We start from the raw sequence: 25,381 nt of genomic DNA, 5'->3' as shown, positions 1-25,381 counted from the left end.
ACGTGTTTTGGGTATATATTCCTTTAATTGGCTGATAAAATGCCGCCAATTTTTAGATCAGGCTATTTATATTCATGACAACTGTTACTCGTTTCGCTCCTAGCCCCACAGGTTACCTTCATGTTGGTGGTGCACGCACTGCGCTTTACTCTTGGTTATACGCTAAAAGTAAAGGCGGAAAATTTGTCTTACGTATTGAAGACACTGATATTGAACGCTCTACTCAAGCTGCAATTGATGCCATTCTTGAAGGTATGCAATGGTTAGGCTTAGACTGGGACGAAGGGCCTTTTTACCAAACCCAACGTTTTGACCGATACAATCTTTTGATAGACCAATTATTAAATGAGGGTAAAGCCTATAAATGTTTCATGTCTGCGTCTGAATTAGACGCTATTCGTGAAGCACAAATGGCAAAAGGTGAAAAACCTCGTTACCCAGGCACGTGGAGAGATCGTACTGATCATCCTCAAGACCAACCCTATGCAATTCGTTTTAAAACTCCGCAAGCCGGTAGTGTGGTAATTAAAGACCATATTCGTGGGGATATTGAAATTGCGAACAGTGAACTCGATGATTTAATTATTCGTCGAACAGATGGAACTCCGACTTATAACTTTTGCGTAGTAGTCGATGACTGGGATATGGGGATCAGCCACGTAGTGCGTGGTGAAGACCATATCAACAATACTCCACGTCAAATTAACATATTACTTGCTTTAGGCGCTCCTATCCCTGAATACGCTCATGTATCTATGATTTTAGGTGACGATGGTAAAAAACTCTCAAAACGCACCAATGCAGTAGGTGTAATGGAATTCAGAGATGACGGTTATTTACCTCAAGCTTTGCTAAATTATTTAGTGCGTCTTGGTTGGTCACACGGCGATCAGGAAATTTTCTCGTTAGAAGAAATGATTGAGTTGTTTTCTTTAGATGCAATAGGTCAGTCAGCCTCTGCATTTAATACCGATAAACTTATTTGGTTAAATCAACACTACATTAAGACTCTGCCTGCCACAGAAGTGGCTGAACATGCTAAATGGCATTTCGCTCAACAAGGGATTGATTTAAGCAATGGTCCTGCGTTGGAAGAGGTGATCGCTGTTCAGGCAGATCGCGTTAAGACGCTTAAAGAATTAGCCGAAATCAGTGGTTATTTCTATCAAGAGTATGATGCGTTTGATGAAAAAGCCGCTAAAAAACATTTACGTCCTGTTGCGAAAGAGGCTTTGTTACTTGTACAGAGTAAATTATCAGCAATAACAGAGTGGAATACTGAGTCTATTCATAACGCGATTAACCAAACTGCTGAAGAGTTAGAGATAGGTATGGGTAAAGTAGGCATGCCATTACGTGTTGCGGTCACAGGAGCAGGTAATTCGCCATCATTAGATTCAACTTTGAATTTGCTAAAACCTGCTCAAATTGAACAACGTATAAACAAAGCGCTCGAATTTATAGCAAACAGAGAAAATTCCTGAAAAAATCGTTGACATGAAAAGAGCAGATGCCTAGAATGCGCCCCGCTGTCACGGAACGACACCTACTTGTTGGGTAAAAGCGCAAGCTTATTTAATGAGTTTGGGGCCATAGCTCAGCTGGGAGAGCGCTTGCGTGGCACGCAAGAGGTCGGCGGTTCGATCCCGCCTGGCTCCACCAAAAAATCAAGGAGTATCTACTACCACCTAGGCCAGTAGATAGTAAGATAAGACAGGTAATTAGAAACGAACAGTTTTTATTTATTTGAGACAATATTTTAGTTGTTTGGAAAAGTTAATGCCGCTCAATTTGCAGGTTTACTTCTTCTAACAACAATTTATCAAAGCAATGTTTTGATAAACAAAATTGTTGTCCCCATCGTCTAGAGGCCTAGGACACCGCCCTTTCACGGCGGTAACAGGGGTTCGAATCCCCTTGGGGACGCCATTTAGAAGAACTGATGAGTATTACATAAGGTAATGTGTACTCAAGGGGTGAGAACCCCTAAGGTTCGACAAATTCGTCTGGAACGAATTTGAACGTGCTTTAGCACGGCCGCGAAGCGGTAAAATACAGGACGTGTTTTATAATCCCCTTGGGGACGCCATTTTTATTGAGTTAAAAGATTTAACTCAAGTATTAAAACAAGGATTATTAACTACCACCTAGGCCAGTTAATATATAGTTTGATGGAAGTTGGTTTTTGTAGGATTAGGCGCTTGGTTCGCAAGTTCGCTTCGTATTACAAAAATATATCGAAGTATATTTCGATATGCAAAGTTTCTGTCCCCATCGTCTAGAGGCCTAGGACACCGCCCTTTCACGGCGGTAACAGGGGTTCGAATCCCCTTGGGGACGCCAAATATCAAAGCCGCTTAAGCAATTAAGCGGCTTTTTTATTGCTTTAAAAAATACTGATCAATTAAGTGAATGAGAACCTATGGGGTCCGACAAAATGTCGGAATATGTTTGAACGTGCTAGAGCAAGGCCGCTGGCGGCAAATACCTATATGTATTTTGCACTCTCTTTGGGGACACCGTAAGTAAAAAAGTCGAAGAACGTAAAGGGTAATACCAATCCGGGTTGGTATAAGATCAAAGAGTAAAGAGAGTGTTCTTCATTCTCATATTTGATATCCCTTTGCAAAATTGCGGTTAATAGCTTATACCAAATAGAGAAGCACTGTGGTTGGTCAATAAAAATTTTTAAAAACAAATGTTTATACTTCACGGTTGACTTCAAAGGTGTGTATATTTTAGTCAAGCTTAAACATATAACGCCGATAGTTATATATAGTTATATAAAGTTCATCAAAGGGGTTATTCGTGTCAATCAACGATTTTTCCATCCGTGCTAAATTCGCCATTCCATTGTTATCAATCACATTAATGTTAATTTTAATCAGTATCCTCAGCCTTTGGTCTAATAATAAAATGACCGATAATGTTGATCGCCTTTCAGATACCTTTCTTAATTCTATTGAAGCTGCTTTAAATGCAGATCGGGATTTATACCAAGCGTTGACAGCAAGTCAAAATTATTTACTTAAAGTAAGCCTTGGCAATCAAGATACTAGAATTGAAATCGATAATTTTAATGAAAATGCGAAACAAGCCTTAGACCGTATGAATAGTGCTAGAGCCCTGTTAAGGGATTACCCTGAAGTAGAGCAGTCTATTTCATCATTTGAAACGCACTATGAAGCGTGGCGTTCTAAAGCGTTGGAAGTATTTAGATTAGCGGATGCTGGAAACATAAAAGAAGCTACGGAATATGGTAGTAACCAAGTATTGGACGCTTTTGAATTACTCAGAACAGATTACGATTTGATGGGGAGCAAAGCCAAATCAATAGCCGATAAGCTAACACTAGAAGCTAAAGAATCAAGTCGTTTTAAACAGCTTGTTCTACTTACGTTAATTGCTCTATCACTAATTGTGTGTGTGGTAAGCGTTGTTGTAGGCCCTAAACTAGTTACAACTCGGGTGTTCGAATTAAATGACGTGATTAAAACCATAAGTGATGGGGAAGGAGATTTACGCTCTCGGCTAAATGCTAAAGGTAAAGATGAGTTAGCGACGCTCGCGGATACCTTTAATGGGCTTATGTCAAAGTTACAAAATTTAATTATCGCAATTAAAAAAGATGCTGTAACACTTGATAATGCTGTAGAAGACCTAAATGGTTCGACCAAAAAGAATCAAACGATTTCAGAAGATCAGGCAATTAACTTACATCAAATTTCAGATGCAATGACGCAAATGGGGCAGGCCATTCATGAAATTGCACGTAGTGCCCAAACCGCTCAAAGTGAAACCGAAACGGTGAAACATAACACGGCTATGTCTACTGAGATCGTGGGTGAAACCGCAATCAATATTGAACGACTGTCTGATGCGATATTGTTTGCCAAAGAAGTTATTGGGAAACTCGCGACAGAGTCAAATCAAATAGTACAGGTACTAGATGTTATCCGCTCAATTGCTGATCAGACTAATTTATTAGCCCTAAATGCAGCGATAGAGGCTGCAAGAGCGGGGGAATATGGCCGTGGTTTTGCTGTGGTTGCAGATGAAGTAAGAACTCTCGCTAGTCGTACACAAAAATCGACTGAAGACATTCAGAAAATGATCGGCGGTTTGGAGCAAGGTGTAGACGAAGCGGTGAATGCTATTACAACCGGTTCTGCCCAGGTTGAAGATGTAGTAAAAATGTCGCAACGACTGAATGACTCACTAAAATTGGTAAACGACTCGGTTGTTGAAACTACCGGTATAATTATTCAAATTGCAGCCGCAACAGAGGAGCAAAGTGAAGTAGTGGATGATATTAATAGAACTATTGCTTTACTCAATGGGTTGTCTAACGATAGCAATGAAGTCACTGTTCAGACCAGTGCGGTATCGACTAACATTTCGCATTTAGCCAAAGACCTAAATAGCAACGTGGGACGTTTTAAGGTTTAATAATACCAATTCATCTTAACAATTAGTCACTCAGAGAACACCAGCGACTTTCAATCGAGGCGTAGTCCTGCAGGAATGGCTACACCCTTTCAAAGGGCTAGAACGAAGAGTGAAAGTCGCTGGTGTTCTCCCTTTGGGCGAGGTTTAAAAGCACCTACTCTGCGTTGCTCGAACTTACAATAGAATAACTATTGCTTCATTCGAGCGCCTTGATTAGGTGATTTTAAATCTCGCTGAGCGATCAATTGTTGACGCAGTGAAAAAAGACTCACTTTCGACGTAAATAAGGAGCTGTTAAATTTTATCTTCTTCAGTTTGTATCGCTTCAATATTAATAATGTTGGAGCGATTTAGGGTGATTTTGAAGCGTTGACTTTGTTGCTGGTTTTGCTTATCTGTATGCATCAAGACCACGTTAATTTGGTAACGACGCTCTACCGCTTGTTTGGTTATTTTACCGTTTTCGAGTGAATATAAACGGCCTTCCCCTCTTTTTAAGAATCGAATAAAGGGAGTTAAATTAAAATAGAATCGTTGTTGTATGGCCTCGTAACCGGGTAAAAAGCCTTTTGCATTGACTTTAGTATCGCTGCGAAAATGCAGTAATTGTGCTGCTTGTTTATTTTGTTGTCGTCTAGTTTGAAATAATTGATCTACTTGTTGTGGCAGATCTTTATTACGAATGTATTCTAGCCAAATAGTTTGACTAGCTATTCGGTTTTTATTCACACTGTGACGGTAAATAATCTTCCATTTTGGTAAACCTTTTTGAATTCGGCGCCAAATGATTCGGGTAATGTCGTCCTTAAATATTTCCCGTAAACCATAGATAACCCCTAACATGGCGATTAAAGCAATTGTCACTTCAGTAAAATTAGTACGAGCATTTAGTACCAGCAACATTACAAATGCCATAATCACCGCAGTGACAGTGCCACGTACAAACCGGTTTAAATTGGTATTGAGGTTTTTAACTTGTTTTTGGAATACTACACCATACTCTATTAATCGTTGTAGTAAGCGCATCTTGTTAGTGATGCGATTAGGATCACCTAAGGTGACTTGCGAATTATATTGGTTTTCTTCTCGGTATTGGTTTTCATTTCGACATAAGGTTTTTAGGAAGTTTCTTTCACTCGTAAATTCACTACTTTTGGGCGCCCTAGATAGCAGCTTTAAGAATGACTGCTCCACCTGCCAACTGAGGTAATTATCGGCATTTTCAAAATATGCCCTGAGCTTCCTATCTGGAGGCGTATATCTTCTGAGTTTTTTTAATAATCCTGTTATTTGTTCCGCCAGCTCGATTGCTCGCGGATAAAACTCCTCACATTCTTTTAATTTCAAAGTTTGTTTTATATCGGTATCTAGGGCGATGCGAATTTGATAGGAAAACAGGTTGAGGTTTAGCCGATAATCACTCTGTTCCCCCTTTTTCTGACTAATAAAGCGACTACGGACTAAGGGTAAATGAAGTTGGTCTGAATAATAAGCACTGTGACTCTGTATACTACTATGAAAGTAATGTTCTTCAGCTAGGGTCTTAGGGCTAATGCCCATTTCATCGGGTAACGAGAAATATAGGTCGAACCTTTGCTGATCGCTAGGCAATAATGGATAACTAACTTTTATAGAAAGATTCTCATCTTGGGTGAGCTTAATTTTATTCACTAATACTTTGTTCTCCTTGCGGTTATTTTACGACTCCATAGTGAAAAAGTTCTTTAATTATGCCTGAAATTTTAATTGAAGGGGCATCTGATTACCCAAAGTCTCGTTTTATTAGGTATCACCACTGCGAGTTTAAAAACACACTCTTTGCAATAAATACTTTGAGTATTGTCTAAATAGCATGCTATACAATGTGAAAGCGTTCATCAATACATTCGCCTAAGGAGATAACAATGAGCAGAGTCACAGGGATTGGCGGTATTTTTATAAAAGCAAAAAATCCTGAGAAATTACAGCAATGGTACAAGGAGCATCTGGGCATAGATGTTCAAGCATGGGGAGGCACATCCTTTCGTTGGGTGGACAGTAGTGGTAACCCCACGGCAGGGACAACTGCCTGGATGATTGGTGACGGTGGTAACTTTGCACCAAGTGAAGCGTCGTTTATGGTTAATTATAGGGTATCCGATTTGTTTGCACTATTAGAAACTCTCAGAGCCGAACAATGCCAAGTGTTGGAAAAAACTGAAGAGTCTGAATATGGAAAATTCGCTTGGGTTATGGATCCTGAAGGCAATAAAATTGAATTGTGGGAACCGCCTACAACCGAGTAAATCTTTTGACCGAGCGTCTATTGCTGCCAAGTCATTATTAAAGTAATTTTATAGTAAGTATTGAATTTGCGTTAGCAAACCCCTAAACAAAAACTATTAAAAGCGAAAAGAAAAACCAATAGGAAATAACAGTATGCAATTTCAACGACATGGTTTATCTATTGGAATTGAAAGAACAGGTAATGAATTTTTTCTGTCTTTGAAAGCCCAAGGAACCTTAACCCATAAAGATTATGAAATAATTACACCCATGATTGATTCTGCCTTGGCGGAAGTCAAGCAACCCAGAGTTAATGCCCTTTTTGATGCCACAGAATTGCAAGGATGGGAAGTAAGGGCGGTCTGGGATGATTTCAAAATAGGCTTAAAACATGGTAGCCAATTTGCGAAAGTGGCGATTTGCGGAAATAGAAAATGGCAAAAATTAGCGGCGAAAATTGGCAGTTGGTTTATTTCTGGAGAGTTAAAATATTTTGATAACGAAAGAGAAGCCATTACTTGGCTTAATGAATCATATAGCTGAGCTACTGCAGCTGAGCCAAAGCCGTTTAAGCAATTTACAATCCCCTTCCTCGCACAACAGTCAATATGATTGTGCGTAACAAATTTAGTACTCAATTAGAGTCAGGAATCCCAAGTTAATGATAGATTATTTAGCTGTTTTTATTACCTTTTTTGCCGTTGTCGACCCCATAGGAACCATTCCAGTGTTTATAGCGGTAACGGATAAATATGAACCAAAAATTAAACGTCGCGTTGCATTATTATCTGCGATTGTTTCGGCATGTATATTGTTATTTTTTATTGTCGCTGGCGAGGTGTTATTGCGGGCTTTGTCTATCCCTCTCCCTGCATTTCAAATATCAGGAGGGATCGTTTTGTTTCTATTTGCTTTAAATATGATATTTGGAGAAAGTAAACCTGAAGAGGAAATAAAACTGCTATCACAATCTCATAGGGAGACTGCTATTTTCCCTCTGGCGGTACCTTCGATTGCGAGCCCCGGGGCAATGTTGGCTGCAGTATTATTGACAAAAAATTCAGTGTTTACTGTATGGGAGCAAGCACAAACCGCTTTGGTTGTGTTGGCAGTTTTGTTATTGACCTATGTATTAATGTTACTTTCTGGTTTTATTGTAAGGTTTATTGGTAGCAGTGGTGCCAGTGTAATAAGCCGGGTAATGGGGTTAATTCTTACTGCAATAGCAACAACCAATATATTGTCAGGGTTTAATGAATACAATATTCTACTGCAACCTTAAAGATGTACGAACTCAATATATCGACACTATTAACAACAGATTCTAGATGAAATGGCTGAAGTATTGAATAGCAAGGTTAGTGACTATTCAATACTTCAGAACCCCTAATCCGCGGGTACTTAGATTATAAAAAAGACAACAAGTCTTGATCTAATTGCATCAAGGTTTTTGGGTCGGCCATCATAGTTTTCGCCAATGACTTAGTTCTAGGCAATAAACGTTCAAAATAAAACTCAGCGGTTTTGATTTTGGCTCGGTAAAAATCGCGGTTTTCAACATCACCCGCCAATTTTTCGTAGGCTGTTTGCGCCATCTGCGCCCAGAAGTATCCCATTACTATATAACCAGAATACATCAAATAATCCACAGAAGCGGAGCCAACGATGTCTCTGTCTTTCTTGGCCTTAAGTGCCAAGCGCATAGTGTATTGTTGCCAGTTCGCGACATTTTTACTTAATGCCCAAACAAATTTATTCATTTGGCGTTTGTGTGGGTTACTGGAAATCATGCTTTTATCTTTGCAAAACCCAAGAATTTCTTTACTGAACGCATTTAGAGATTTACCTCGAGTAAGTAAAACTTTACGGCCTAATAAATCCAATGCCTGAATGCCTGTTGTACCCTCGTAAAGCGTTGAAATGCGTACGTCACGAACAATTTGTTCCATACCACATTCTTTTATAAAACCATGACCACCGAATACCTGCATTCCATGGTTGGCGCTTTCGCTTCCCAGTTCGGTCAAAAAGGCTTTCAGTATTGGCGTGATGAACCCTAATCTATCATCTGCTGCTTTACGCGCGTCTTCAGTTTTAGCCATTTCAATCTGGTCAACAATTTGCGCCGTATAGTAAATCATGGCACGACCACCTTCGGTAATCGCTTTTTGGGTCATCAACATTTTACGCACATCAGGGTGGACAATAATCGGATCTGCAACTTTATCTGGATGCTTTTTGCCCGTTAATGAGCGCATCGACAAACGTTCTTTCGCATACAATAATGCGTTTTGGTAAGAAAGTTCAGATGCACAAACTCCTTGTAACGCAGTGCCTACTCTAGCTGCGTTCATAAAGGTGAACATACATTCTAAACCTTTATTCTCAGGGCCTATCAAAACCCCCTTAGCATTATCGAAATTAAGAACTGCAGTTGAAGAGGCTTTAATGCCCATTTTATCTTCAATTGCGCCGCAAGTGACGTTGTTGCTAGCACCTAAATTGCCTTCTTGGTCAACTTGGATTTTGGGCACAATAAATAATGAAATGCCACGGGTGCCTTCAGGGGCTCCTGGTAGACGCGCTAAAACAATGTGAATGATATTTTCAGTTAAATCGTGTTCACCAGCGGAAATAAATATCTTAGTTCCTACAATGTCATAGGTACCATCTTCGTTAAGTGTGGCTTTGGTTTTGACTTGTCCCAAATCTGTACCACACTGTGGTTCAGTCAAACACATGGTACCTGTCCATGTACCTTCGGTTAAACGAGTCAGGAATAATTCTTTTTGCTCTTCGGTTCCATGGGTTTGAATAGTGTTCATCGCACCATGACTTAAGCCTGGGTACATTGCCCATGACCAATTAGCCGTACCCATCATTTCTTGTTTGGCCATGCCTAAAGAGGGTGGTAAACCTTGACCACCATGCTCTAGAGGGTGCGATAGACTTTGCCATCCGCCTTCAACATACTTGTTATAAGCCTCTTTAAAACCCGTAGGTGTAGTCACAACACCATTATCAAATTTACAACCTTCTTTATCACCGCTCTGGTTTAAAGGCAGCAGTTCGTTTTCACAAAACTTTGCACATTCTTGCAATATTGCATCGACTAGATCAGGTGTTGCTTCAGCGAACTCAGGGTATTTTTCATAATGGGAATAATATTTAAATACATCTTCAATAAGAAACTTAATGTCCATTATTGGGGCTTTGTACTGCAACATTGTAGAACTCCAAAAAGGTTGGGTTGAATAAATTTGACTGAAGTATAGCAGAATTTTTTACTGGTCATACCACTGGCGCGAAAATACTTTGTTTTCGCTCGCCAACCAACATGTCGGTTGTTCGTAGGTTTTTGCTCTCTAGCTGTATTGGCGTCGATAGATCTGAGGGCAAAGACCATTTAATGGGATTTAGCGCATTTTTTGTTCGCGAAAGATTGTTTGTAGATATTAAATTACAGACAGTACAGCCACTACCAAGTATTATTACTGCTAATTAGATGCTGACAATTGGCTATGTGAACATTTTCAATGAATAACAGTAATTCCAGTGACGTTCAGTCTCCTTGTGTCCGAAACTGCTGTTTGGATGACAAGGATATGTGTCTTGGCTGCTTTCGAGTCATAGACGAAATTTTAGTGTGGGGTGAAGCAGATAATAATCGAAAAGTTGAAATACTAGCCCTATGTGAGTCCCGCAGAAAAGCTCATATAAATAGCCATCCCTTTTAGTTTTCTTTATTTGCTAGATTAATCAGCCACAGTTGTTATAGGTACAAATCCAAGCTATGCATATTACTTTAGCCCCGATGGAAGGGGTAGTTGACCACTTGATGCGCGACATGTTAACCGAAGTGGGCGGTTTCGACTTATGTGTGACTGAATTTGTGCGAATTGTCGATCAATTGATGCCTAAAAGGGTGTTCTATCGAATATGCCCAGAGTTACATAACCAAGGTTTTACCTCTAGTGGTGTGCCAGTGAAAGTGCAGTTATTAGGTCAACACCCTGTTTGGTTGGCTGAAAATGCGTATCGTGCTGTTGAATTAGGCTCCCACGGAGTAGATCTTAACTTTGGATGCCCAGCGAAAACGGTTAACAAAAGCAAAGGCGGAGCTGTGTTGTTACGAGAGCCAGAGACCATTTTTCAGATTGTTAGCGCGGTGCGTAAAGCCGTGCCTAACGATCAATTAGTCAGTGCAAAAATGCGCTTGGGATTCGAAGATACGTCATTGGCGATAGCCAACGCTCAGGCCATAGCTGATGCAGGAGCAGACTCGTTGGTTATTCATGCACGTACCAAAGTAGATGGTTATAAACCGCCTGCTTATTGGGATTGGATAGCTAAGATAAAACGAGCGGTGAATATTCCAATTGTTGCCAATGGCGAAATCTGGAATGGACTTGACGCATACAATTGCCGATTGCAATCACAATGTGAAAATATCATGTTGGGTAGGGGCGCTTTAGCCATGCCTAATCTGGCTCACGTTATTAGAAACGCTCAGGCGGCTATGCCTTGGGAACATGTTAAGACTCTATTGGTACGTTATTCAGGTTACGAACTTTATGGCGACAAGGGTAAATATTACCCTAATCGCATCAAACAATGGTTAGGGTATTTGAGCCGACAGTACCCACAAGCTGAAGAATTGTTTATGGAAATCAGAGCGCTTAAAAAGTCTGAAGAAATATTGCTACAAATCCAATCCTAGTCACCCTTTCAAAGCTGATTTAGGTTTACGTCCAGATTATACCAATCCATCCTAACAATTGATCGCTCAGCGAGATTTAAAATCACCTAATCAAGGCGCTCGAATGAAGCAATAGTTATTCTATTGTAAGTTCGAACAACGCAGAGTAGGTGCTTTTAAACCTCGCCCAAAGGGAGAATACCAGCGACTTTCACTCTTCGTTCTAGTCCTTTGAAAGGGGGTAGCCATTCCTGCAGGACTACGCCTCGATTGAAAGTCGCTGGTGTTCTCTGAGTGACTAATTGATAAGATGAATTGGTATTACCTGTTTGATTAAATAGGCAATAAAAAACCGAGTGGTATCACTCGGTTGTTTATTCTTAGACGAATCTACACACTTACGTCAACTATTGTACCGACTCGTTGGTCTGGGCTTGGGATATCAGCCTGAGTCTCTTGTGGTGCGGGAGATTCTAATACTGCTTGTTGCTCAGCTCTGTTAACTTGCTGCACAGAGCCTGTTTGAGTCGGCGCAATTTGTGCCACTGAACCGGCACCTGATGAGCCAATTTCCATACCGTCCTCCTGATTTTGAAAGAATAAATATTGAGTGGTTACTCAAGATTATTTTAGTTGGTTATTTTTTATTCCGCTAGGGGAAAATAATCTCACCTAAGGTCTTTTGCATATCTTTTGCTATCAAAATTTGTGCTTCAGCTGTTGGATGAATGCCATCTCGCTGCATTAAACTTTTATCTAAAGCGATGTTTTGTAAGAAAAAAGGTAGCAAGACTAAATCATACTCTAAGGCTAGATTTGAATAGGTACCAGAAAACATACTGGTGTATCGTTTGCCATAATTAGTGGGTATTTGCATTTGTTGTAAAATAACTTTTACCGCACTTTTATGTGACAGTTGAATTATTTTTTCTAGATTGTCGCGCATTTTATTTATTGGATGGCCTTGTAAACCGTCGTTACCCCCCAATTCAACAAAGATATGAGTGGGAGTATGTTGCTCCAATAATCTAGGTAATCTGGCAAGGGCACCATCGGTTGTTTCACCACTAATGGCAGCATTAATTACTTTGATATCTTGATTTTGCCACGCATCTTGTAACAAACTTACCCAGCCTTGCTCTTGCTTTAGACCATATGCAGCACTTAGGCTATCACCCAGTATAAGTAATTTTGTTTCTTGGGCCCGTAACTGATCTGAAATCAGTAACAAAGGTATAAAGATAAACAATATATAAATTTTATTTCGCAACGAATTGGTATTAAGAAACAACACTATGACTCCAACAACTATGATTAAGACAAACGGTATTAGCAAAACAGTTACTACGACTCAAGGTCAGTTACAGATCCTCAAGCCAATTAGCTTTGATGTCAAGGCGGGTGAGTCGGTTGCCATAGTCGGTGCGTCGGGTTCCGGTAAATCTACGTTACTTAGCCTGTTGGCGGGTCTAGACGAGGTGAGTGAAGGGGAAATTTACTTAGATGGTCAAGCCATGCAAAACATGGATGAAGAACAACGAGCACAACTTAGAGGCGCTAAAGTAGGCTTTATTTTTCAAAGTTTTATGCTGGTACAAAGTTTGACCGCGCTTGAAAATATAATGTTACCAGCTGAGATAGCTGGCCATGCTGATGCAAAAAAGCGCGCCTTGGATATTTTAGAATTAGTGGGCCTAGAGCACAGAGCCAGCCATTACCCTAATCAATTATCTGGTGGTGAACAACAGCGGGTTGCGATTGCAAGGGCGTTTATTTCTGAGCCTAAAATTCTATTTGCTGATGAACCCACAGGTAATTTAGATGCTGCCAATAGCGACAAAATTGAAAAACTATTATTTGAGTTAAACCAAAACTCAAATACAACTTTGGTTTTGGTTACACACGACTCTAAGTTGGCAGATAAATGCCAGCGTCAACTACATATGCAAGCGGGTGAGTTGACCGAAGTATTTGCAACCCCAGTTTCTGAGCAAGCTGCTCAAAAAGTAGGTTAGCATTATGACTAATCATACTTTGAGTTTAGCGTGGCGACTCTTTCGCCATGAAACTAAACGTGGTGAGCTAACCATAATTCTATTGGCTATTATTCTATCGGTTGCATCAGTGTTGTCACTTTCATTGTTCAGTGAACGACTTAAATCAGCTTTAACTGAAAAAAGTGCGGAATTTATTGCCGCCGACAGAGTGCTCGATTCAAACAAACCTGTTGACCTCGCTTGGATTGAAAAAGCGCAACAAATGGGGCTAAACACCGCGCACCAAACCTATGCTCGTTCAATGGTCTTTGCTAACGAACAAATGGACTTGGTTGACCTAAGGGCTGCAGATAAAGGCTACCCACTCAAAGGTGAAGTAAAAGTTGCTGAAAAGCCTTTTTCACCCGGAACTGCTATTAATCAACTACCCAATTCAGGTGAAGCATGGCTTGAATCTCAGTTGTTCCAAACCTTAGCAATTAACATCGGCGACAGCATTGAAGTTGGAGACAAAATATTCAAAGTGAGTAAGGTGCTAACCGAGGTGCCGGATGCGGGTTTTAGTGTGTTTGGTGGTGATCCTAAAGTTCTCATTTCTAAGGTCGATTTAGCTGCAACTAATGTCGAAGGTCCAGGCAGTAGAGTTAATTATAGTTACTTTTTTACGGGCGAAGGTGACGTCTTAGATGAGTATTATGATTGGCTGGAACCACAGCTAGACCGCGAGCTTCATGATTGGGACTCAATAGAAGATGATGAGTCTGGCATCGGTCGCGCGGTAGGGAGGGCAGGAAAATATTTTTTGTTGGCCAGTTTGTTGGCCATTGTACTTGCTGCAGTTTCGATTGCAGTAGCTGCACAGCGCTACAGTATGCGACATTATGATCCCGTAGCTATTATGAAAACCTTGGGTGCACCTAAAAAGATGGTGCAGCAAATTTACCTTCTACAAATCCTTTTTATTACCATTCTTGGTCTTTTAATTGGGGTAGTTTTGGGTTTTCTAATACAACAACTGGTAGTGGCAGCGATAGCCGATAAAGTAGATGTGTCAATAGACGTATGGCACTGGAAGCCACTCATTATAGCTATCTTTACTGGGTCAGTTTGTGCAATTTTATTTTCTTTGTATCCACTAATGAAGCTATTTTCAGTTTCTCCACTTAGGGTGTTGCGCCGAGACTTAGGTGCAAATTTAAGTTCAAGATTGATTCAGTTTGTCGCTTCGGGTGGGGCGATATTTTTATTGATGTGGGCTTACAGCCAAAACATCGAGGTAAGCGCCATTTTGTTTGTTTCAGGGATTATTCTAGTTATAAGTTTGTTAGCTATGACCTTCGGTTTGATTTGGGTGGGCCGTAAATTAGGTCAAGGTAAAATGGGTGCGTGGCAGTTAGCTTGGGCAAGAATTCATCGTCGAGCGATGGACAACAGTGTGCAACTAATCAGTTTTGCCGTCACCATTATGTTACTTCTGATTGTGTTGGTGATGCGTAACGACATGGTGCAGCAATGGCAAAATCAATTGCCGCAAGGTACGCCTAATTATTTTTTAGTAAATATAAGTCAGGCACAGCAACCCAATTTGCAGCAACACTTTGCGGATAACCAAGTGGTTATAGAGAAGTTTTACCCTGTCGTTCGCGGTAGATTTGTAGCCGTTAACGATGAAAAAGTACGTACCGCGGTGTCTAAAGAAGATCCTGATGAACAAACCCGAGGTCGTGATGGATTAGGTAGAGAAGCTAATTTAACCTGGAGTAACACCCTTCAGAAAGGTACCGAAGTGGTAAAAGGTAAATGGTTAGGTGATAACGACGATACTGACACCGTCGCGGAGCGGCCCTATGAGGTGTCTATCGAACAAGGTATCGCGGAGCGTATGGACCTTAGTTTGGGCGATAAACTGACGTTTAATATAGGGAGTGAAATTGTTGATCTTGAAGTAACCAGTATCAGAAATGTGAACTGGCAATCTATGCAGCCTAATTTTTTCTTTGTGATTGAACCGCGAGCATTAAAAAGTTTCATTCCTACTTATATCTCGAGTTTCAATTTACCGACTGAACGTAAAGCCGATATCACTGAATTAATGAAACCTTTTGCAAATGTTACTTTAATTGATGTTGATGCGCGTATTAACCAACTGCGCAATATAGTTGATCAGGTATCGTTGGCAGTGGAGTTTATATTAGTCTTGGTGTTAGCTGCAGGGGCTTTGGTACTTATTGCACAAGTACAGGCAAGTATGGATGAACGGCAACAAGAACTGGCTATTTTACGTACGCTCGGTGCTAAAGGTACCTTGATTAGAGCCAGCGTTGTTTTCGAGTTTATTATCATTGGGGTAGTGGCGGGAGCAATGGCCGCCGCCGCAACCGAATTTAGCTTATACATGTTACAAACTCAAATATTCGAGATGCCAGCCAATTGGCATCTCGAATATTGGTTTATCGCTCCAATAGTGGGCGCTTTGGTGGTGGGCGTTCTTGGCGCCTTAGGTTGCTGGCGTTTATTGTCGCTTAATACTAGCCACCTACTACGACAAATGGTGTAGGTAAAAATTAAAAAGTTGATACCTTGGGTATCAACTTTTTTGTTTTAGAAGTGAGAATAAAATAAGGCTATTAGTGAAAACATTCGAAGGCCTGAGATAGATTAGGATAGATAAATTCATATCCACTTTGTTGCAGGCGTTTAGGTACCACTCTTTGTCCATATAAAACTAAATCAGCCATTTCTCCCACCATCATTCGTAACATAAATTGGGGTACTCTCAATAGGCAAGGGCGTGACAACGCTGAAGCAAGTTCACGGCTAAATTCTTGGTTAGTGACTGGGTTGGGCGCGGTGAAATTATACACACCTTCACAGCTTTTATTGGCTATAAGATGAGCGATACCTTGTAACACATCTTCAAGGTGGATCCATGACATGTATTGGGTTCCGTCGCCAATTGGCCCCCCCAATCCTAGTTTAAAAGGCAAGAGCATTTTCTGTAATGCGCCACCTCGTTTGGTAATCACCACGCCAGTTCGTATTATGCATACGCGGGTTTTATCTGATTGAGCTTTTTGGGCTAAATGTTCCCAACGTTCACAAAGCTGATGGCTAAACTCATCGTGAATGGATGTGAAGTTTTCATCAATAATTTGGTCCTGTTGACGACCGTAAAATCCTATGGCCGACCCACTGATTAATAGATTAGGTGGATTGACCCCAGCGTTAATTAAGGACACTATCTTTTCAGTCATTGACCAGCGACTGTGTTCAATTTTAGATTTTTGTTCAGCAGTCCATTTTTTAGCCGCAATAGGCTCACCCGCAAGGTTAATCACCACGTCATATTCGTCGAGGTTGGTTAAATGCGATAAAGAAGATAAAAAGTTAATCTTATGGCCCAATATTTGTTCTGCCATTGCGACGTTTCGTGTGTAGACCGCAATGTCACATGGACGCAATATGGGGATTAAGTTTGAACCGATTAGGCCCGAACCTCCGGTGATGAGTATTTTCATATATCCCCTGTAAACAACTAAGTTTTATTGCATGACAAACATAAAGAAACTGAATCAGCGAACCGTAACGCGTGGGGCTTATCCACTTCTACCTCAGCATAGTTCACTCTGGTATGTTCTGCTGCAATGCTGAGCACATCAGCAGTGAGTTTCTCGAGTAACGAGAAGCGATTGTTTTCGACCAGTTTTATGATTCTTTTGGTAATTGTTTTGTAGTTCAGAGCGTCATTCATTTCATCTGAATCTGTCGCTTGATCGGCTTGGTAGGCAATTTTTACGTTTATGACAACATCTTGCATATTAACAATTTCGTCGTCGTTAATACCGATATAAGTGCGCAAACGCAAATTTTTAATCCTAATGGTAGCTGGGTTGAGCTTCATACTTGTCCTAATGTGAATCTTTTGGTTATGCGCTATAAAATACCATACAGATCTGCTAGTTTGCTCACAAGGAATTCATTTAGAAACTTGATATGCAAATTAAATCCCAAAGATCCGTTAAGATATTACTTATTATGGCGTCTATCGTAATCATACTAGCAGGTGTTAAAGCCGCGAGCGCTATAGTGGTGCCATTTTTATTATCTATTTTTATTGCCATGGCTTGTAGTCCAATCATAACCTGGGCAAATCGCTATAAATTGCCCAGAGCAGTAGCGGTTATCCTAGTTATACTGATTATCGTGGTGTTTGGATTGATTCTGGCTGGCTTAGTAGGACAGTCGATGAATGAATTTAGCCAGAATATGCCTAAATACAGAGAGCAATTAGTCGAAGAATTTTCATGGGTGATTGGTCAACTAGATACCTTTAATATTAACGTCGATAAAGAAGCGTTAATCTCTTATTTGGACCCAGGTGCAGCCATGAATATGGCGACAAATCTTTTAACGAGTTTAGGAGGTGTGTTAACCAACTTTTTACTGATTTTGTTAATTGTTGTATTTATGTTGTTTGAAGCTGAATCAGTACCTAAAAAAATTCATATTGCGCTAGATGATCCCAGCATGAAAATGCAACAAATCGATAAGTTTTTGCTTTCTGTCAAAAATTATCTAGTGATCAAAACTCTTGTCAGCTTAGGTACGGGGTTAATTATTGGTATTTGGTTATATGTACTCGACATTGACCACTTTTTGCTTTGGGCTGTTTTAGCTTTCTTATTTAATTATATCCCAAATATTGGCTCTTTTATCGCAGCGGTACCCGCAGTATTGTTGGCTTTTGTGCAACTCGGTCCTGCTGCGGCTGGATTTACCGCATTAGGTTTTGTCGTGTCGAACACCATAATGGGCAATGTTATAGAGCCGCGGTATATGGGGCGCGGATTAGGCTTATCTACCTTAGTCGTGTTTTTGTCGTTGATTTTCTGGGGATGGTTACTAGGAACAGTAGGTATGCTGTTGTCGGTGCCGTTAACAATGATCGTAAAAATAGCACTGGAATCCAGCCCAGATACGCGCTGGGTGGCGTTATTATTGGCCAGTGAAGATGATGAGCCTGATATTGAAGAGACTCAAGTTGAAAATGCAGGGGGATAAGAAGGAGACTAGTATCAATCCGTAATGATAACTGCTGGGGTATTCTGAGTGGGTAGTTATCGTAACGGATTGGCATAAAGCATCACAAATCAAAGACAATCTGAGTGTGTTACTGCTCCTCCAAAAAACTGTTGCTTGCTCTTAGACCTTATTGTTAAACATGGTTTTCATTTGATTGGCGAACGCGACAAACTTTTCTTTGATGGTGCGTTTTATTTTGATGTCTAAGCCGCCAAACATGACAAGTCCTTCAATGGTAAGTGTGGGGGCTTGACGTGTCGCGATAGAAGGAGCGGAATTATCGATACCGCCCAAAATACAGAAGGCTTTCGAGATAATATTAATGTCTTCGGGCACAGATATATCGGTGCCGCCAAATAAGCAGAGTATTTTTATGGTGACGTTGGGTGTAGTAAAAATTGCGTCTGTAAAATCAATATCGGCTCCACCGAATAGAGTGATGATTTTTATTTCTCGAGGTACTGTCCATTGGCCACTGCGACAGGAGCCACCAAGAATATTAATAATGGTATCGGTTTCGTCATTTTCACTGGTCGCATAGTTGATGTTGAACTGGCGTTCTTTATGGGATGCGAATTCAGAGCCTGTCGTTTTTTCTAAGTCAGCAGTTAAATTGAATATTTCTCTATGATTCTGACTTGCCATGGCTTGATCCAGTCGACGTTCAAACGCTTCACTTGAAATCACTCCATGACTGTAGTTGTAGATCAGCGTATCGATCACTTCTTCTCGGAGATTTTCAATTGGTCTGTCTTCAAGTATTACGGCCATGTGGGTTCCCTAACTATTAATCATTGAGGTTTTAGTGAAATAATTTAAAGCAGATACTATGCCAAATAAAAAGTCATTATAAATCATGTGGTTAATGATAGGTTACATTTTTAAAAAGAGTAGAAAGCGTACATTTTAGCGGTTCTCACTCCTTCTTGGGGAAAATATCAAGAACGAGGAAATACCAAAATAAGTTTGGCACCGCCTAAGCTACTTTGTTCGATTTCGAGTTGACCTAGGTAGGCAGACATTAAATCGGCCACCACTGCCATGCCAATACCTTGACCTTCTTTGTAGCTATCCAAACGCGTCCCTCGTTCCAAAAGGTGTTCACGTTTGTCTTGAGGAATACCGGGGCCGTCATCTTCAACATAGATTAACAATTTATTTTGATTCGCTAATACCGATAGTTTGACCTGCCCGAGCGCGGCTTTACAAGCGTTGTCCAACACGTTGCCTAATATTTCCATTAAATCTGTCTTGTCGCCATGAAAGCCAAGTGTGTGATTTTCAAAATTGTGGGTAAGAGTGAGATGTTTGTCTGCATAAACTTTATGCATAGCGTTAAATAACTTATCTACTACAGGTTTAATTAAAGTTGCTTGCTCAAATGTACTTGTGGTTCCGGCTACGGCTCGTTTTAGTTGACGTTGAATTTGTAGATCAATTTGATTAATAGGCTCCTTGGCCTGTTCAGGTAAATCAGCGGTACCACTTAACACGGCTAAGGGGGTTTTAAGGCTATGGGCTAAATCACTTAGACTATTTTTGTAACGACTACGTTGTTGCTGTTCGGTATCTAACAAGTGATTGATACTCTTTTTGAGCTTTTCTAATTCCGGTGGGTAACGCTGATCTATACGTTTTAAATGTCCACTTTCGGCTAAGCGTATTTGTTTGTTAAGCCTACTTATCGGCAATAATGCAGCGTTTAAAGTAACTAATAATAAAATCAATAATAACAATGCAATCAAGCCCAACCATTTCCACAGAGTGTTAGCGAATTTGCTTTTCTCGGCATTAAATACATGTTTATCTTGAAGAATATAAAAGCTAACCGGTTGGAATTCCTGATCGGTTTCGAATTCGGCGGTATAGGCATACAAAAAATAATTATTCTGCATTTCAAAATCTTCGATAAATGCTTCAGAGCCTATATCTGGCTTAGTAAATTTGGGCTGTTGTTGCCAATTTAAGGTAGACAGAGATTGCCATAATACGCCCTCATCTGATTGTATAAACGCGTACAGTCCCGAGCCAGGGATATTAAACTGATCGTTATATAGCTGTTCGGGCATGACTGCATGTTTGCCGTTGCCATCTAATTCAAACTCAGAGATTAAGGTCAAACTCTGTACCCGAAGTTGTTGCAACATTGATTGAGTTAAACTGCTGTTGAATGCTTGCTCTAAAGTGACCGCTGTTAGAGGTATAAAAATAAGCAGCGCCAAAAGCGCCGCAGCAAAACTTCTTAACCTGAGGGAAAGATTATGCACTGGCGTTTGTGTTCAAATTAGAGCTCACGATTAATTCGATATCCTCTACCCCTGAGCGTTTCGATTGGATTCACGCTACCATTGGGATCAATTTTTTTACGTAGGCGCCCTACAAATACTTCAATTACGTTACTGTCCAAATCAAAGTCTTGGTCATAAATATGTTCGGTGAGTTCAGTTTTAGAGATCACTTTTTGTGGATTCAACAACAGGTATTCTAATACCTTGTATTCATAGGCAGTCAGCTCAACATATTGTCCGTTTACACTCACTTCTTCGCTTAGTGTATCCAGAGTAATCGGACCTTTTTCGATTGTTGGGTGGGCTTTACCGGCAGCGCGGCGAATTAATGCATTTATGCGCGCTAATAACTCCTCGTTGTGAAAAGGTTTGGTTAAATAATCGTCTGCACCTGCATCTAAACCTTCGACCTTCTCTTGCCATCTATCTCTTGCGGTCAAAATTAGAATCGGGCAACTCACATCATTTTTTCGGGCCTTTTGGATAACCTCAAAACCATCTACCACTGGCAGTCCTATGTCGATGATGGCCAAGTCATAGGTATGTTCTTGCAATAAAAACAACGCTTTTGCGCCATCATCGGCTAAATCAACACTGTAGCCGTTTTTTTGCAGCAATATGTCTAACTGCGTAAGTAAACGACTATCATCTTCTACTATTAATATGCGCATTAAAAGCCTATTTGTTTTTGGTGTTTATTTTTACTGGAGCCTGTTTCCAGCGCGACGAAATCACGTTAATCTTTCCCTTTTTTTCTACTGACTTTACCTGATTTTTTGTCTACATCGACAGAGATAACCCGCCCAGACTTTTGTAACACTTTCACTCGATACTTGCTTTTATTTTGAACGACTTTTAACACTCTACCATTAACCTTTTGTTGCGCCTTTTTAGCCGCTTCAGATTTGGTTCTAGGAGGCGTTTGGGTATCTTGCGCAGAAATAGACATACTGCTTAGCGAAATTATCGCTAAGCAAATAACTATAAATCTAATGTATGGATTCTGCTTCAAAATTCAGCTCTTGTTAGTTAATGTTCTAATCTTAGTTTACCCCAATCATCAATTGACTTAAAAGCAATTGCTTTTGTTATTGTGAGGTTAAGTGACGATGTAAACATGAACCTTACTAGTAATAAATACTAATGAACCTATCAGGACGCTCATGCCTAAAAGTCTGATAGATTTTCCCCTTCACGCGATAGGTGACATTATAGCCATCTAATACACGTATTTTTTGTGGCTCGTTATATTGGGTCACACAGCGTTGTTTATGACCTTGATAAACCCTTGAATTGTGTTTATGACCGAGGTCAACTTTATGGGCTAACGAACTACCGATTACCGCACCCACTACAGTGCCTAAACCTTTATGTCTATCGTTACTCGTCGCATGTCCTATTACGCCTCCTACTACCCCACCCAATATAACCGCACGTTTATTGTGAGACTTTTGATAGGTTGTCACTACAGGCTCACAGACTGTTTGTTGCTGGGGCTGAGTGACGTAGGTATATACCGGTGTTGTTTCAATAACCCGTACTTTAAATTTAGCAGGGTTATGTTTACTCGCATGATAACTTTTTTGGTGGTCCGCTTGTGCAAAAGGTGAAACCGCTAAAAATAGTATGGTGCTTGTTATTAATAATTTCATGTAACCACTCCTGTTTTAAAGTGGTGACAAGATTAATTTGCTGGGGCTGAATTTTAGCTGAATTGAGTTTGAATAGAGTGCTACATTTCTTTCAATTTTTCGTATAGAGCTTTTGCTTCTTGTTGTTCTGAAAAGTCAACATTCTTCTCAAACAACGATTCAAGTTCAGATCGCGCCTCAGAAAATAACCCTAACTTTTCTAAACTAACAGCAATGTAGTAGCGAATCTCTGGTACTTGTTGTCCTCGAGCTGATGCTTTTCTAAGTAATTCTAAGCCCTTACTAGGCTGAGATTGTTGCGTTAGCAACCAACCATAGGTTGTCAGTATCTCTGGGTTTGTATTATCTAAGCGGTAAGCTTTTCTCGCATACTCGGAGCTTTTAAGTATGTCAGTGGGCATAAACACCAATGCCAAACGGTTTAATAATGCTGGGCGATTAGGTATAGCTTTGTGGTTCAGTAGTTTTTCATAGTGGAAAGCAGCTTTAGAGTACTCGTTAGAATAAAAGTAAAACTGCGCTAGTAAGTTACGTGGAAAATAACGGTCTGGATGAGTCGAAACAATTTCATTTATTTTATTTTTGAATGGCTCTGGCGCTGCTCCATGGGATAGTAATGAATAAAGTTTAGCGAGCGCAATTTCATGTTGGTCATTCATATTTAACGTATTTAAGTATAACTGACTTGCTTGGTCTATTTGACCTTGTTGTTCGGCTAGCCTACCTTGTAAAAACAAAACATCAGGCGAGTTTTTAAATTTACTTGATAGTAATTTCATTTGCACAACCGCATCTTCAGTTAAATCATTATTTAATAATAACTCCGCAAGTAAAATACCTACTTTTAAGCTATTGGGCTGGATTGTCTGGGCAGATTTAAGCGATTGCAATGCTTCTTGTAAATCTCCCTTTAATAATTGCAGTTTACTTAGGGCGAGTAACAATGCTGCATTTTCTTTTGCAATAAGTTTTAAACTCTCTATTTGGTATTGGCTGTTTTCATCGTCACCAAGTGACAAATATATTTGAGCTTTTTGGATCATATATTTAGGGTTCAGAGATTCAATTTTCCCCAACTTGTTCAGTGGAACAAGCGCCTCCACTCTTTCATTCTTACTCAAATATATCGATGTAACACCTTCTAAAGCCTCAATATTATTTCTATCGTTAACCAATACTTGACGATAATTTTTATAAGCTTCATCAAGTTTATTTTGCGAGTACTGAATCTTTGCCATTAATATTAATGCAGGTTCGTAACTTGGGTTGCCCCGAAGAATATCTTCTAAAATGTGAATGGAACTAAGGTAGTTGTTTTGCAGATAATAAGTACTGGCTAGGTTAATCTTAGCGGAGAGTAAACTGGGGAGAATATCTAAGGCTTTTTTGATGAAAATTTGTGCTTCATCTATTTGGTTTTGTTGAATTAAAATAGCGCCTTTAATATTTAGCTTAGTTGCATCACTTGGAGTTATTTCTAGCAATTTTGAAATGCTGGTGTTGGCTTTGGAAAACTGCTGTGTTTGTAAATTTAGTACGCTGTGCACCAATAAAATATCCTGGTCTTCCGGATATTTTGAAACTAAAAAGTCTAGATGTTCCATGCCAGATTGTATTTTTCCTCTGGCAATTTTGAGTTTGGCTTCCAATAATTGAATCGAAATATTCTCAGGGTATTTTATCTGCAGTGTTTGCAATAGTGATAGAGCTTTGAAATTTTTATTATTGTTAATGTACAAATCTGCAAGCATAACTAATACGTCTGGCAATTCGAGTAGGTCTTGTTGAGTATCTTCTAATAGCAAAATAGCTTCTTTTTCTTTACCCAAGGCGATGTAATTCTTGGCAAGTAACACCACTGCAGATATATCATTTTCATCTTTTTTACGTAAATGGATGAAATCGCGAGCAGAGTCCGCATATCTCTGTTGCCTAAAATTAACCAACCCTCTCAAGAATAGTAATGAATGTTCTTGCAGCACATATTCGTTTGGTAAATTGTTAATTTTTGCCGTAACTTCCTTAAACTTCTTCTCCGCTTTGTCTTCTAAAGCGGTATCTTTTTGTAACCAGCTATTCACCAATATTGCGAAAGGGTCATTGGGTGAAACGCTTAATATAGTATTGATCGTGTCTTTTGCGGCCTTATTGTTATTGGTGGCTAAATAGACATCAGCTAAATGGCGTAATATGTAAGGGTCGTCTGGGTCAAGTTCAAAAGCTTTCCGAAGGTGGGTCAAAGCCAATTCTAATTGATTGTTATTTTTAGCCACTAAGCCCTTTAATTGCCAAGTAATAGGATTATTCGGATCAACTTTAATGGCTTGATTTAGATACTCGTTGGCCATTTCAAACTGCTTCAAATTGAGCTGAACGCTGGCTAATCCATTTAACGTTTCTGTTCCATCTTCTGCTAGTTTGTCTATATCTAAATAGCTCTGGATCGCACAATCGTAATTTTTTGCGCTCATACAGGCGGACGCTCTTAGCCGTAGCCAATTTAATCGCTGGGACTCAGAAAAATACGCAAATTGTTGGAAGTCGATAATTTTTTGATAGGCTTTACGCTGCATCAAGGTTGCACCCCAGACATCAGCAAAAAGACTGATGTCGGCACCTTGTGTAATGACGTCTTCAAACTCCAGTTCGGCTGATTCGAAATGTCCTAATTGTGCCAATAACTGAGCCATTAGAATTTTTGAAGGTAAGTTCTCTGGGGTTGCCAATAATGCACTTTTTAAGTGAATCATCGATTCCTCAAACTGCTTTTCTTTATATGCTAAGAGGGCTTTTTCGTAGTGGATTTGAGTATTGGCAATTGTAAAAGATGAAAAGTGAATACTGAGTATTATACAAGCTATTACTAGAACATTTTTAAAACAAATACTATTCAATAAAGCGCGCATTTATTTCCCTACACCTAAAATAAAAAAGACGGATAAATCCGTC

The 25,381-nt window shown here is 39.9% G+C and carries 22 protein-coding genes and 3 tRNA genes; 13 read left to right on the top strand and 12 right to left on the bottom strand.

What is annotated here, in order from left to right:
- The first annotated feature begins 74 nt into the window (after nt 1-74).
- The 5 genes from gltX (at nt 75) to ABJK37_RS05775 (ending at nt 4,449) form a co-directional block, all read left to right on the top strand.
- Nucleotides 75-1,484, top strand: coding sequence for a glutamate--tRNA ligase (gene gltX / locus ABJK37_RS05795; protein ID WP_348351042.1), 1,410 nt, complete (start codon nt 75-77; stop codon nt 1,482-1,484).
- Between the two features lie 102 nt (nt 1,485-1,586).
- Nucleotides 1,587-1,662, top strand: a tRNA-Ala gene (locus ABJK37_RS05790).
- A 191-nt stretch (nt 1,663-1,853) separates the two neighbouring features.
- Nucleotides 1,854-1,929: transfer RNA gene (locus ABJK37_RS05785), tRNA-Glu, on the top strand.
- Between the two features lie 338 nt (nt 1,930-2,267).
- A tRNA-Glu gene (locus ABJK37_RS05780) sits at nt 2,268-2,343 on the top strand.
- Nucleotides 2,344-2,808: 465 nt separating this feature from the next.
- A complete protein-coding gene (locus ABJK37_RS05775) occupies nt 2,809-4,449 on the top strand; it encodes a methyl-accepting chemotaxis protein (RefSeq protein WP_348351041.1) in 1,641 nt (546 codons plus the stop codon).
- Between the two features lie 294 nt (nt 4,450-4,743).
- Here the strand turns inward: ABJK37_RS05775 and ABJK37_RS05770 are convergent, their stop codons facing one another.
- Complete coding sequence (locus ABJK37_RS05770; RefSeq protein ID WP_348351039.1) at nt 4,744-6,120, bottom strand: hypothetical protein; 1,377 nt, start codon at nt 6,118-6,120, stop codon at nt 4,744-4,746.
- Nucleotides 6,121-6,353: 233 nt separating this feature from the next.
- Here ABJK37_RS05770 and ABJK37_RS05765 point away from each other — a divergent pair, with 233 nt between their 5' ends.
- The 3 genes from ABJK37_RS05765 (at nt 6,354) to ABJK37_RS05755 (ending at nt 7,996) form a co-directional block, all read left to right on the top strand.
- On the top strand, nt 6,354-6,734 hold the full coding sequence (locus ABJK37_RS05765; RefSeq protein ID WP_348351037.1) for a VOC family protein: 381 nt from the start codon (nt 6,354-6,356) through the stop codon (nt 6,732-6,734).
- A 133-nt stretch (nt 6,735-6,867) separates the two neighbouring features.
- A complete protein-coding gene (locus tag ABJK37_RS05760; protein WP_348351035.1) occupies nt 6,868-7,257 on the top strand; it encodes an STAS/SEC14 domain-containing protein in 390 nt (129 codons plus the stop codon).
- A gap of 118 nt (nt 7,258-7,375) precedes the next feature.
- Nucleotides 7,376-7,996 carry a MarC family protein gene (locus ABJK37_RS05755; protein ID WP_348351033.1) on the top strand — a complete coding sequence of 207 codons (621 nt, stop codon included), beginning with the start codon at nt 7,376-7,378 and terminating at the stop codon, nt 7,994-7,996.
- 124 nt (nt 7,997-8,120) lie between these two features.
- Here ABJK37_RS05755 and ABJK37_RS05750 read toward each other — a convergent pair whose 3' ends face one another.
- Complete coding sequence (locus ABJK37_RS05750; protein ID WP_348351031.1) at nt 8,121-9,941, bottom strand: acyl-CoA dehydrogenase C-terminal domain-containing protein; 1,821 nt, start codon at nt 9,939-9,941, stop codon at nt 8,121-8,123.
- 309 nt (nt 9,942-10,250) lie between these two features.
- Here ABJK37_RS05750 and ABJK37_RS05745 point away from each other — a divergent pair, with 309 nt between their 5' ends.
- Together ABJK37_RS05745 and ABJK37_RS05740 are read left to right on the top strand one after the other, a co-directional pair.
- The gene (locus ABJK37_RS05745) at nt 10,251-10,451 is read left to right on the top strand and encodes a DUF1289 domain-containing protein (RefSeq protein ID WP_348351029.1); all 201 of its coding nucleotides are present in this window, start codon (nt 10,251-10,253) and stop codon (nt 10,449-10,451) included.
- Nucleotides 10,452-10,507: 56 nt separating this feature from the next.
- Nucleotides 10,508-11,434: a tRNA-dihydrouridine synthase gene (locus ABJK37_RS05740; RefSeq protein WP_348351027.1), complete on the top strand. Its 927-nt coding sequence runs from the start codon at nt 10,508-10,510 to the stop codon at nt 11,432-11,434.
- A 369-nt stretch (nt 11,435-11,803) separates the two neighbouring features.
- On the opposite strand, the gene ABJK37_RS05735 is transcribed toward ABJK37_RS05740, so the two are convergent.
- Nucleotides 11,804-11,989: a hypothetical protein gene (locus ABJK37_RS05735; protein ID WP_348351026.1), complete on the bottom strand. Its 186-nt coding sequence runs from the start codon at nt 11,987-11,989 to the stop codon at nt 11,804-11,806.
- A 76-nt stretch (nt 11,990-12,065) separates the two neighbouring features.
- On the bottom strand, nt 12,066-12,707 hold the full coding sequence (locus ABJK37_RS05730; protein WP_348351024.1) for an arylesterase: 642 nt from the start codon (nt 12,705-12,707) through the stop codon (nt 12,066-12,068).
- Nucleotide 12,708: 1 nt separating this feature from the next.
- On the opposite strand from ABJK37_RS05730, the gene ABJK37_RS05725 reads away from it, so the two are divergent.
- Complete coding sequence (locus ABJK37_RS05725; protein WP_348351022.1) at nt 12,709-13,428, top strand: ABC transporter ATP-binding protein; 720 nt, start codon at nt 12,709-12,711, stop codon at nt 13,426-13,428.
- Between the two features lie 4 nt (nt 13,429-13,432).
- Nucleotides 13,433-15,967 carry an FtsX-like permease family protein gene (locus ABJK37_RS05720; protein ID WP_348351020.1) on the top strand — a complete coding sequence of 845 codons (2,535 nt, stop codon included), beginning with the start codon at nt 13,433-13,435 and terminating at the stop codon, nt 15,965-15,967.
- Between the two features lie 70 nt (nt 15,968-16,037).
- Here the strand turns inward: ABJK37_RS05720 and ABJK37_RS05715 are convergent, their stop codons facing one another.
- Together ABJK37_RS05715 and folX are read right to left on the bottom strand one after the other, a co-directional pair.
- Nucleotides 16,038-16,928, bottom strand: a complete 891-nt coding sequence (locus tag ABJK37_RS05715) for a TIGR01777 family oxidoreductase (protein ID WP_348351018.1) — start codon at nt 16,926-16,928, stop codon at nt 16,038-16,040.
- Between the two features lie 17 nt (nt 16,929-16,945).
- Nucleotides 16,946-17,311 carry a dihydroneopterin triphosphate 2'-epimerase gene (gene folX, locus ABJK37_RS05710; RefSeq protein WP_348351016.1) on the bottom strand — a complete coding sequence of 122 codons (366 nt, stop codon included), beginning with the start codon at nt 17,309-17,311 and terminating at the stop codon, nt 16,946-16,948.
- A gap of 92 nt (nt 17,312-17,403) precedes the next feature.
- Between folX and ABJK37_RS05705 the strand changes: the two genes are divergently transcribed.
- Complete coding sequence (locus ABJK37_RS05705; RefSeq protein ID WP_348351014.1) at nt 17,404-18,471, top strand: AI-2E family transporter; 1,068 nt, start codon at nt 17,404-17,406, stop codon at nt 18,469-18,471.
- Nucleotides 18,472-18,612: 141 nt separating this feature from the next.
- On the opposite strand, the gene ABJK37_RS05700 is transcribed toward ABJK37_RS05705, so the two are convergent.
- The 6 genes from ABJK37_RS05700 to prsT all read right to left on the bottom strand — a co-directional run bounded on the left by ABJK37_RS05700 (nt 18,613) and on the right by prsT (nt 25,338).
- A complete protein-coding gene (locus ABJK37_RS05700; RefSeq protein ID WP_348351012.1) occupies nt 18,613-19,263 on the bottom strand; it encodes a LiaF domain-containing protein in 651 nt (216 codons plus the stop codon).
- Nucleotides 19,264-19,430: 167 nt separating this feature from the next.
- Entirely contained in the window at nt 19,431-20,759 is a 1,329-nt protein-coding gene (locus tag ABJK37_RS05695; RefSeq protein ID WP_348351010.1) for an ATP-binding protein, read from the bottom strand.
- 17 nt (nt 20,760-20,776) lie between these two features.
- Nucleotides 20,777-21,451 (bottom strand): response regulator transcription factor, encoded by a 675-nt coding sequence (locus ABJK37_RS05690; protein WP_348351008.1) that lies wholly within the window; start codon nt 21,449-21,451, stop codon nt 20,777-20,779.
- A gap of 65 nt (nt 21,452-21,516) precedes the next feature.
- Nucleotides 21,517-21,747: a PepSY domain-containing protein gene (locus ABJK37_RS05685; protein WP_348351259.1), complete on the bottom strand. Its 231-nt coding sequence runs from the start codon at nt 21,745-21,747 to the stop codon at nt 21,517-21,519.
- A 160-nt stretch (nt 21,748-21,907) separates the two neighbouring features.
- Entirely contained in the window at nt 21,908-22,432 is a 525-nt protein-coding gene (locus tag ABJK37_RS05680; RefSeq protein WP_348351006.1) for a glycine zipper 2TM domain-containing protein, read from the bottom strand.
- Between the two features lie 80 nt (nt 22,433-22,512).
- Nucleotides 22,513-25,338 (bottom strand): XrtA/PEP-CTERM system TPR-repeat protein PrsT, encoded by a 2,826-nt coding sequence (gene prsT, locus ABJK37_RS05675; protein ID WP_348351004.1) that lies wholly within the window; start codon nt 25,336-25,338, stop codon nt 22,513-22,515.
- Between the last annotated feature and the right edge of the window lie 43 nt (nt 25,339-25,381).

The organism is Paraglaciecola sp. (assembly GCF_039964565.1).
GTDB lineage: Bacteria > Pseudomonadota > Gammaproteobacteria > Enterobacterales > Alteromonadaceae > Paraglaciecola.
This window is presented reverse-complemented; position numbering and strand designations above follow the sequence as displayed.

Bases quoted from the DNA above. Each gene is read 5' to 3' on its own strand.
- ABJK37_RS05745 (WP_348351029.1), top strand. From the start codon at position 10,251: ATGAATAACAGTAATTCCAGTGACGTTCAGTCTCCTTGTGTCCGAAAC.
- ABJK37_RS05715 (WP_348351018.1), bottom strand. From the start codon at position 16,928: ATGAAAATACTCATCACCGGAGGTTCGGGCCTAATCGGTTCAAACTTA.
- ABJK37_RS05705 (WP_348351014.1), top strand. From the start codon at position 17,404: ATGCAAATTAAATCCCAAAGATCCGTTAAGATATTACTTATTATGGCG.
- gltX (WP_348351042.1), top strand. From the start codon at position 75: ATGACAACTGTTACTCGTTTCGCTCCTAGCCCCACAGGTTACCTTCAT.
- ABJK37_RS05720 (WP_348351020.1), top strand. From the start codon at position 13,433: ATGACTAATCATACTTTGAGTTTAGCGTGGCGACTCTTTCGCCATGAA.
- ABJK37_RS05750 (WP_348351031.1), bottom strand. From the start codon at position 9,941: ATGTTGCAGTACAAAGCCCCAATAATGGACATTAAGTTTCTTATTGAA.
- ABJK37_RS05725 (WP_348351022.1), top strand. From the start codon at position 12,709: ATGACTCCAACAACTATGATTAAGACAAACGGTATTAGCAAAACAGTT.
- ABJK37_RS05765 (WP_348351037.1), top strand. From the start codon at position 6,354: ATGAGCAGAGTCACAGGGATTGGCGGTATTTTTATAAAAGCAAAAAAT.
- ABJK37_RS05760 (WP_348351035.1), top strand. From the start codon at position 6,868: ATGCAATTTCAACGACATGGTTTATCTATTGGAATTGAAAGAACAGGT.
- ABJK37_RS05700 (WP_348351012.1), bottom strand. From the start codon at position 19,263: ATGGCCGTAATACTTGAAGACAGACCAATTGAAAATCTCCGAGAAGAA.
- ABJK37_RS05735 (WP_348351026.1), bottom strand. From the start codon at position 11,989: ATGGAAATTGGCTCATCAGGTGCCGGTTCAGTGGCACAAATTGCGCCG.
- ABJK37_RS05690 (WP_348351008.1), bottom strand. From the start codon at position 21,451: ATGCGCATATTAATAGTAGAAGATGATAGTCGTTTACTTACGCAGTTA.
- folX (WP_348351016.1), bottom strand. From the start codon at position 17,311: ATGAAGCTCAACCCAGCTACCATTAGGATTAAAAATTTGCGTTTGCGC.
- ABJK37_RS05755 (WP_348351033.1), top strand. From the start codon at position 7,376: ATGATAGATTATTTAGCTGTTTTTATTACCTTTTTTGCCGTTGTCGAC.
- prsT (WP_348351004.1), bottom strand. From the start codon at position 25,338: ATGCGCGCTTTATTGAATAGTATTTGTTTTAAAAATGTTCTAGTAATA.
- ABJK37_RS05740 (WP_348351027.1), top strand. From the start codon at position 10,508: ATGCATATTACTTTAGCCCCGATGGAAGGGGTAGTTGACCACTTGATG.
- ABJK37_RS05680 (WP_348351006.1), bottom strand. From the start codon at position 22,432: ATGAAATTATTAATAACAAGCACCATACTATTTTTAGCGGTTTCACCT.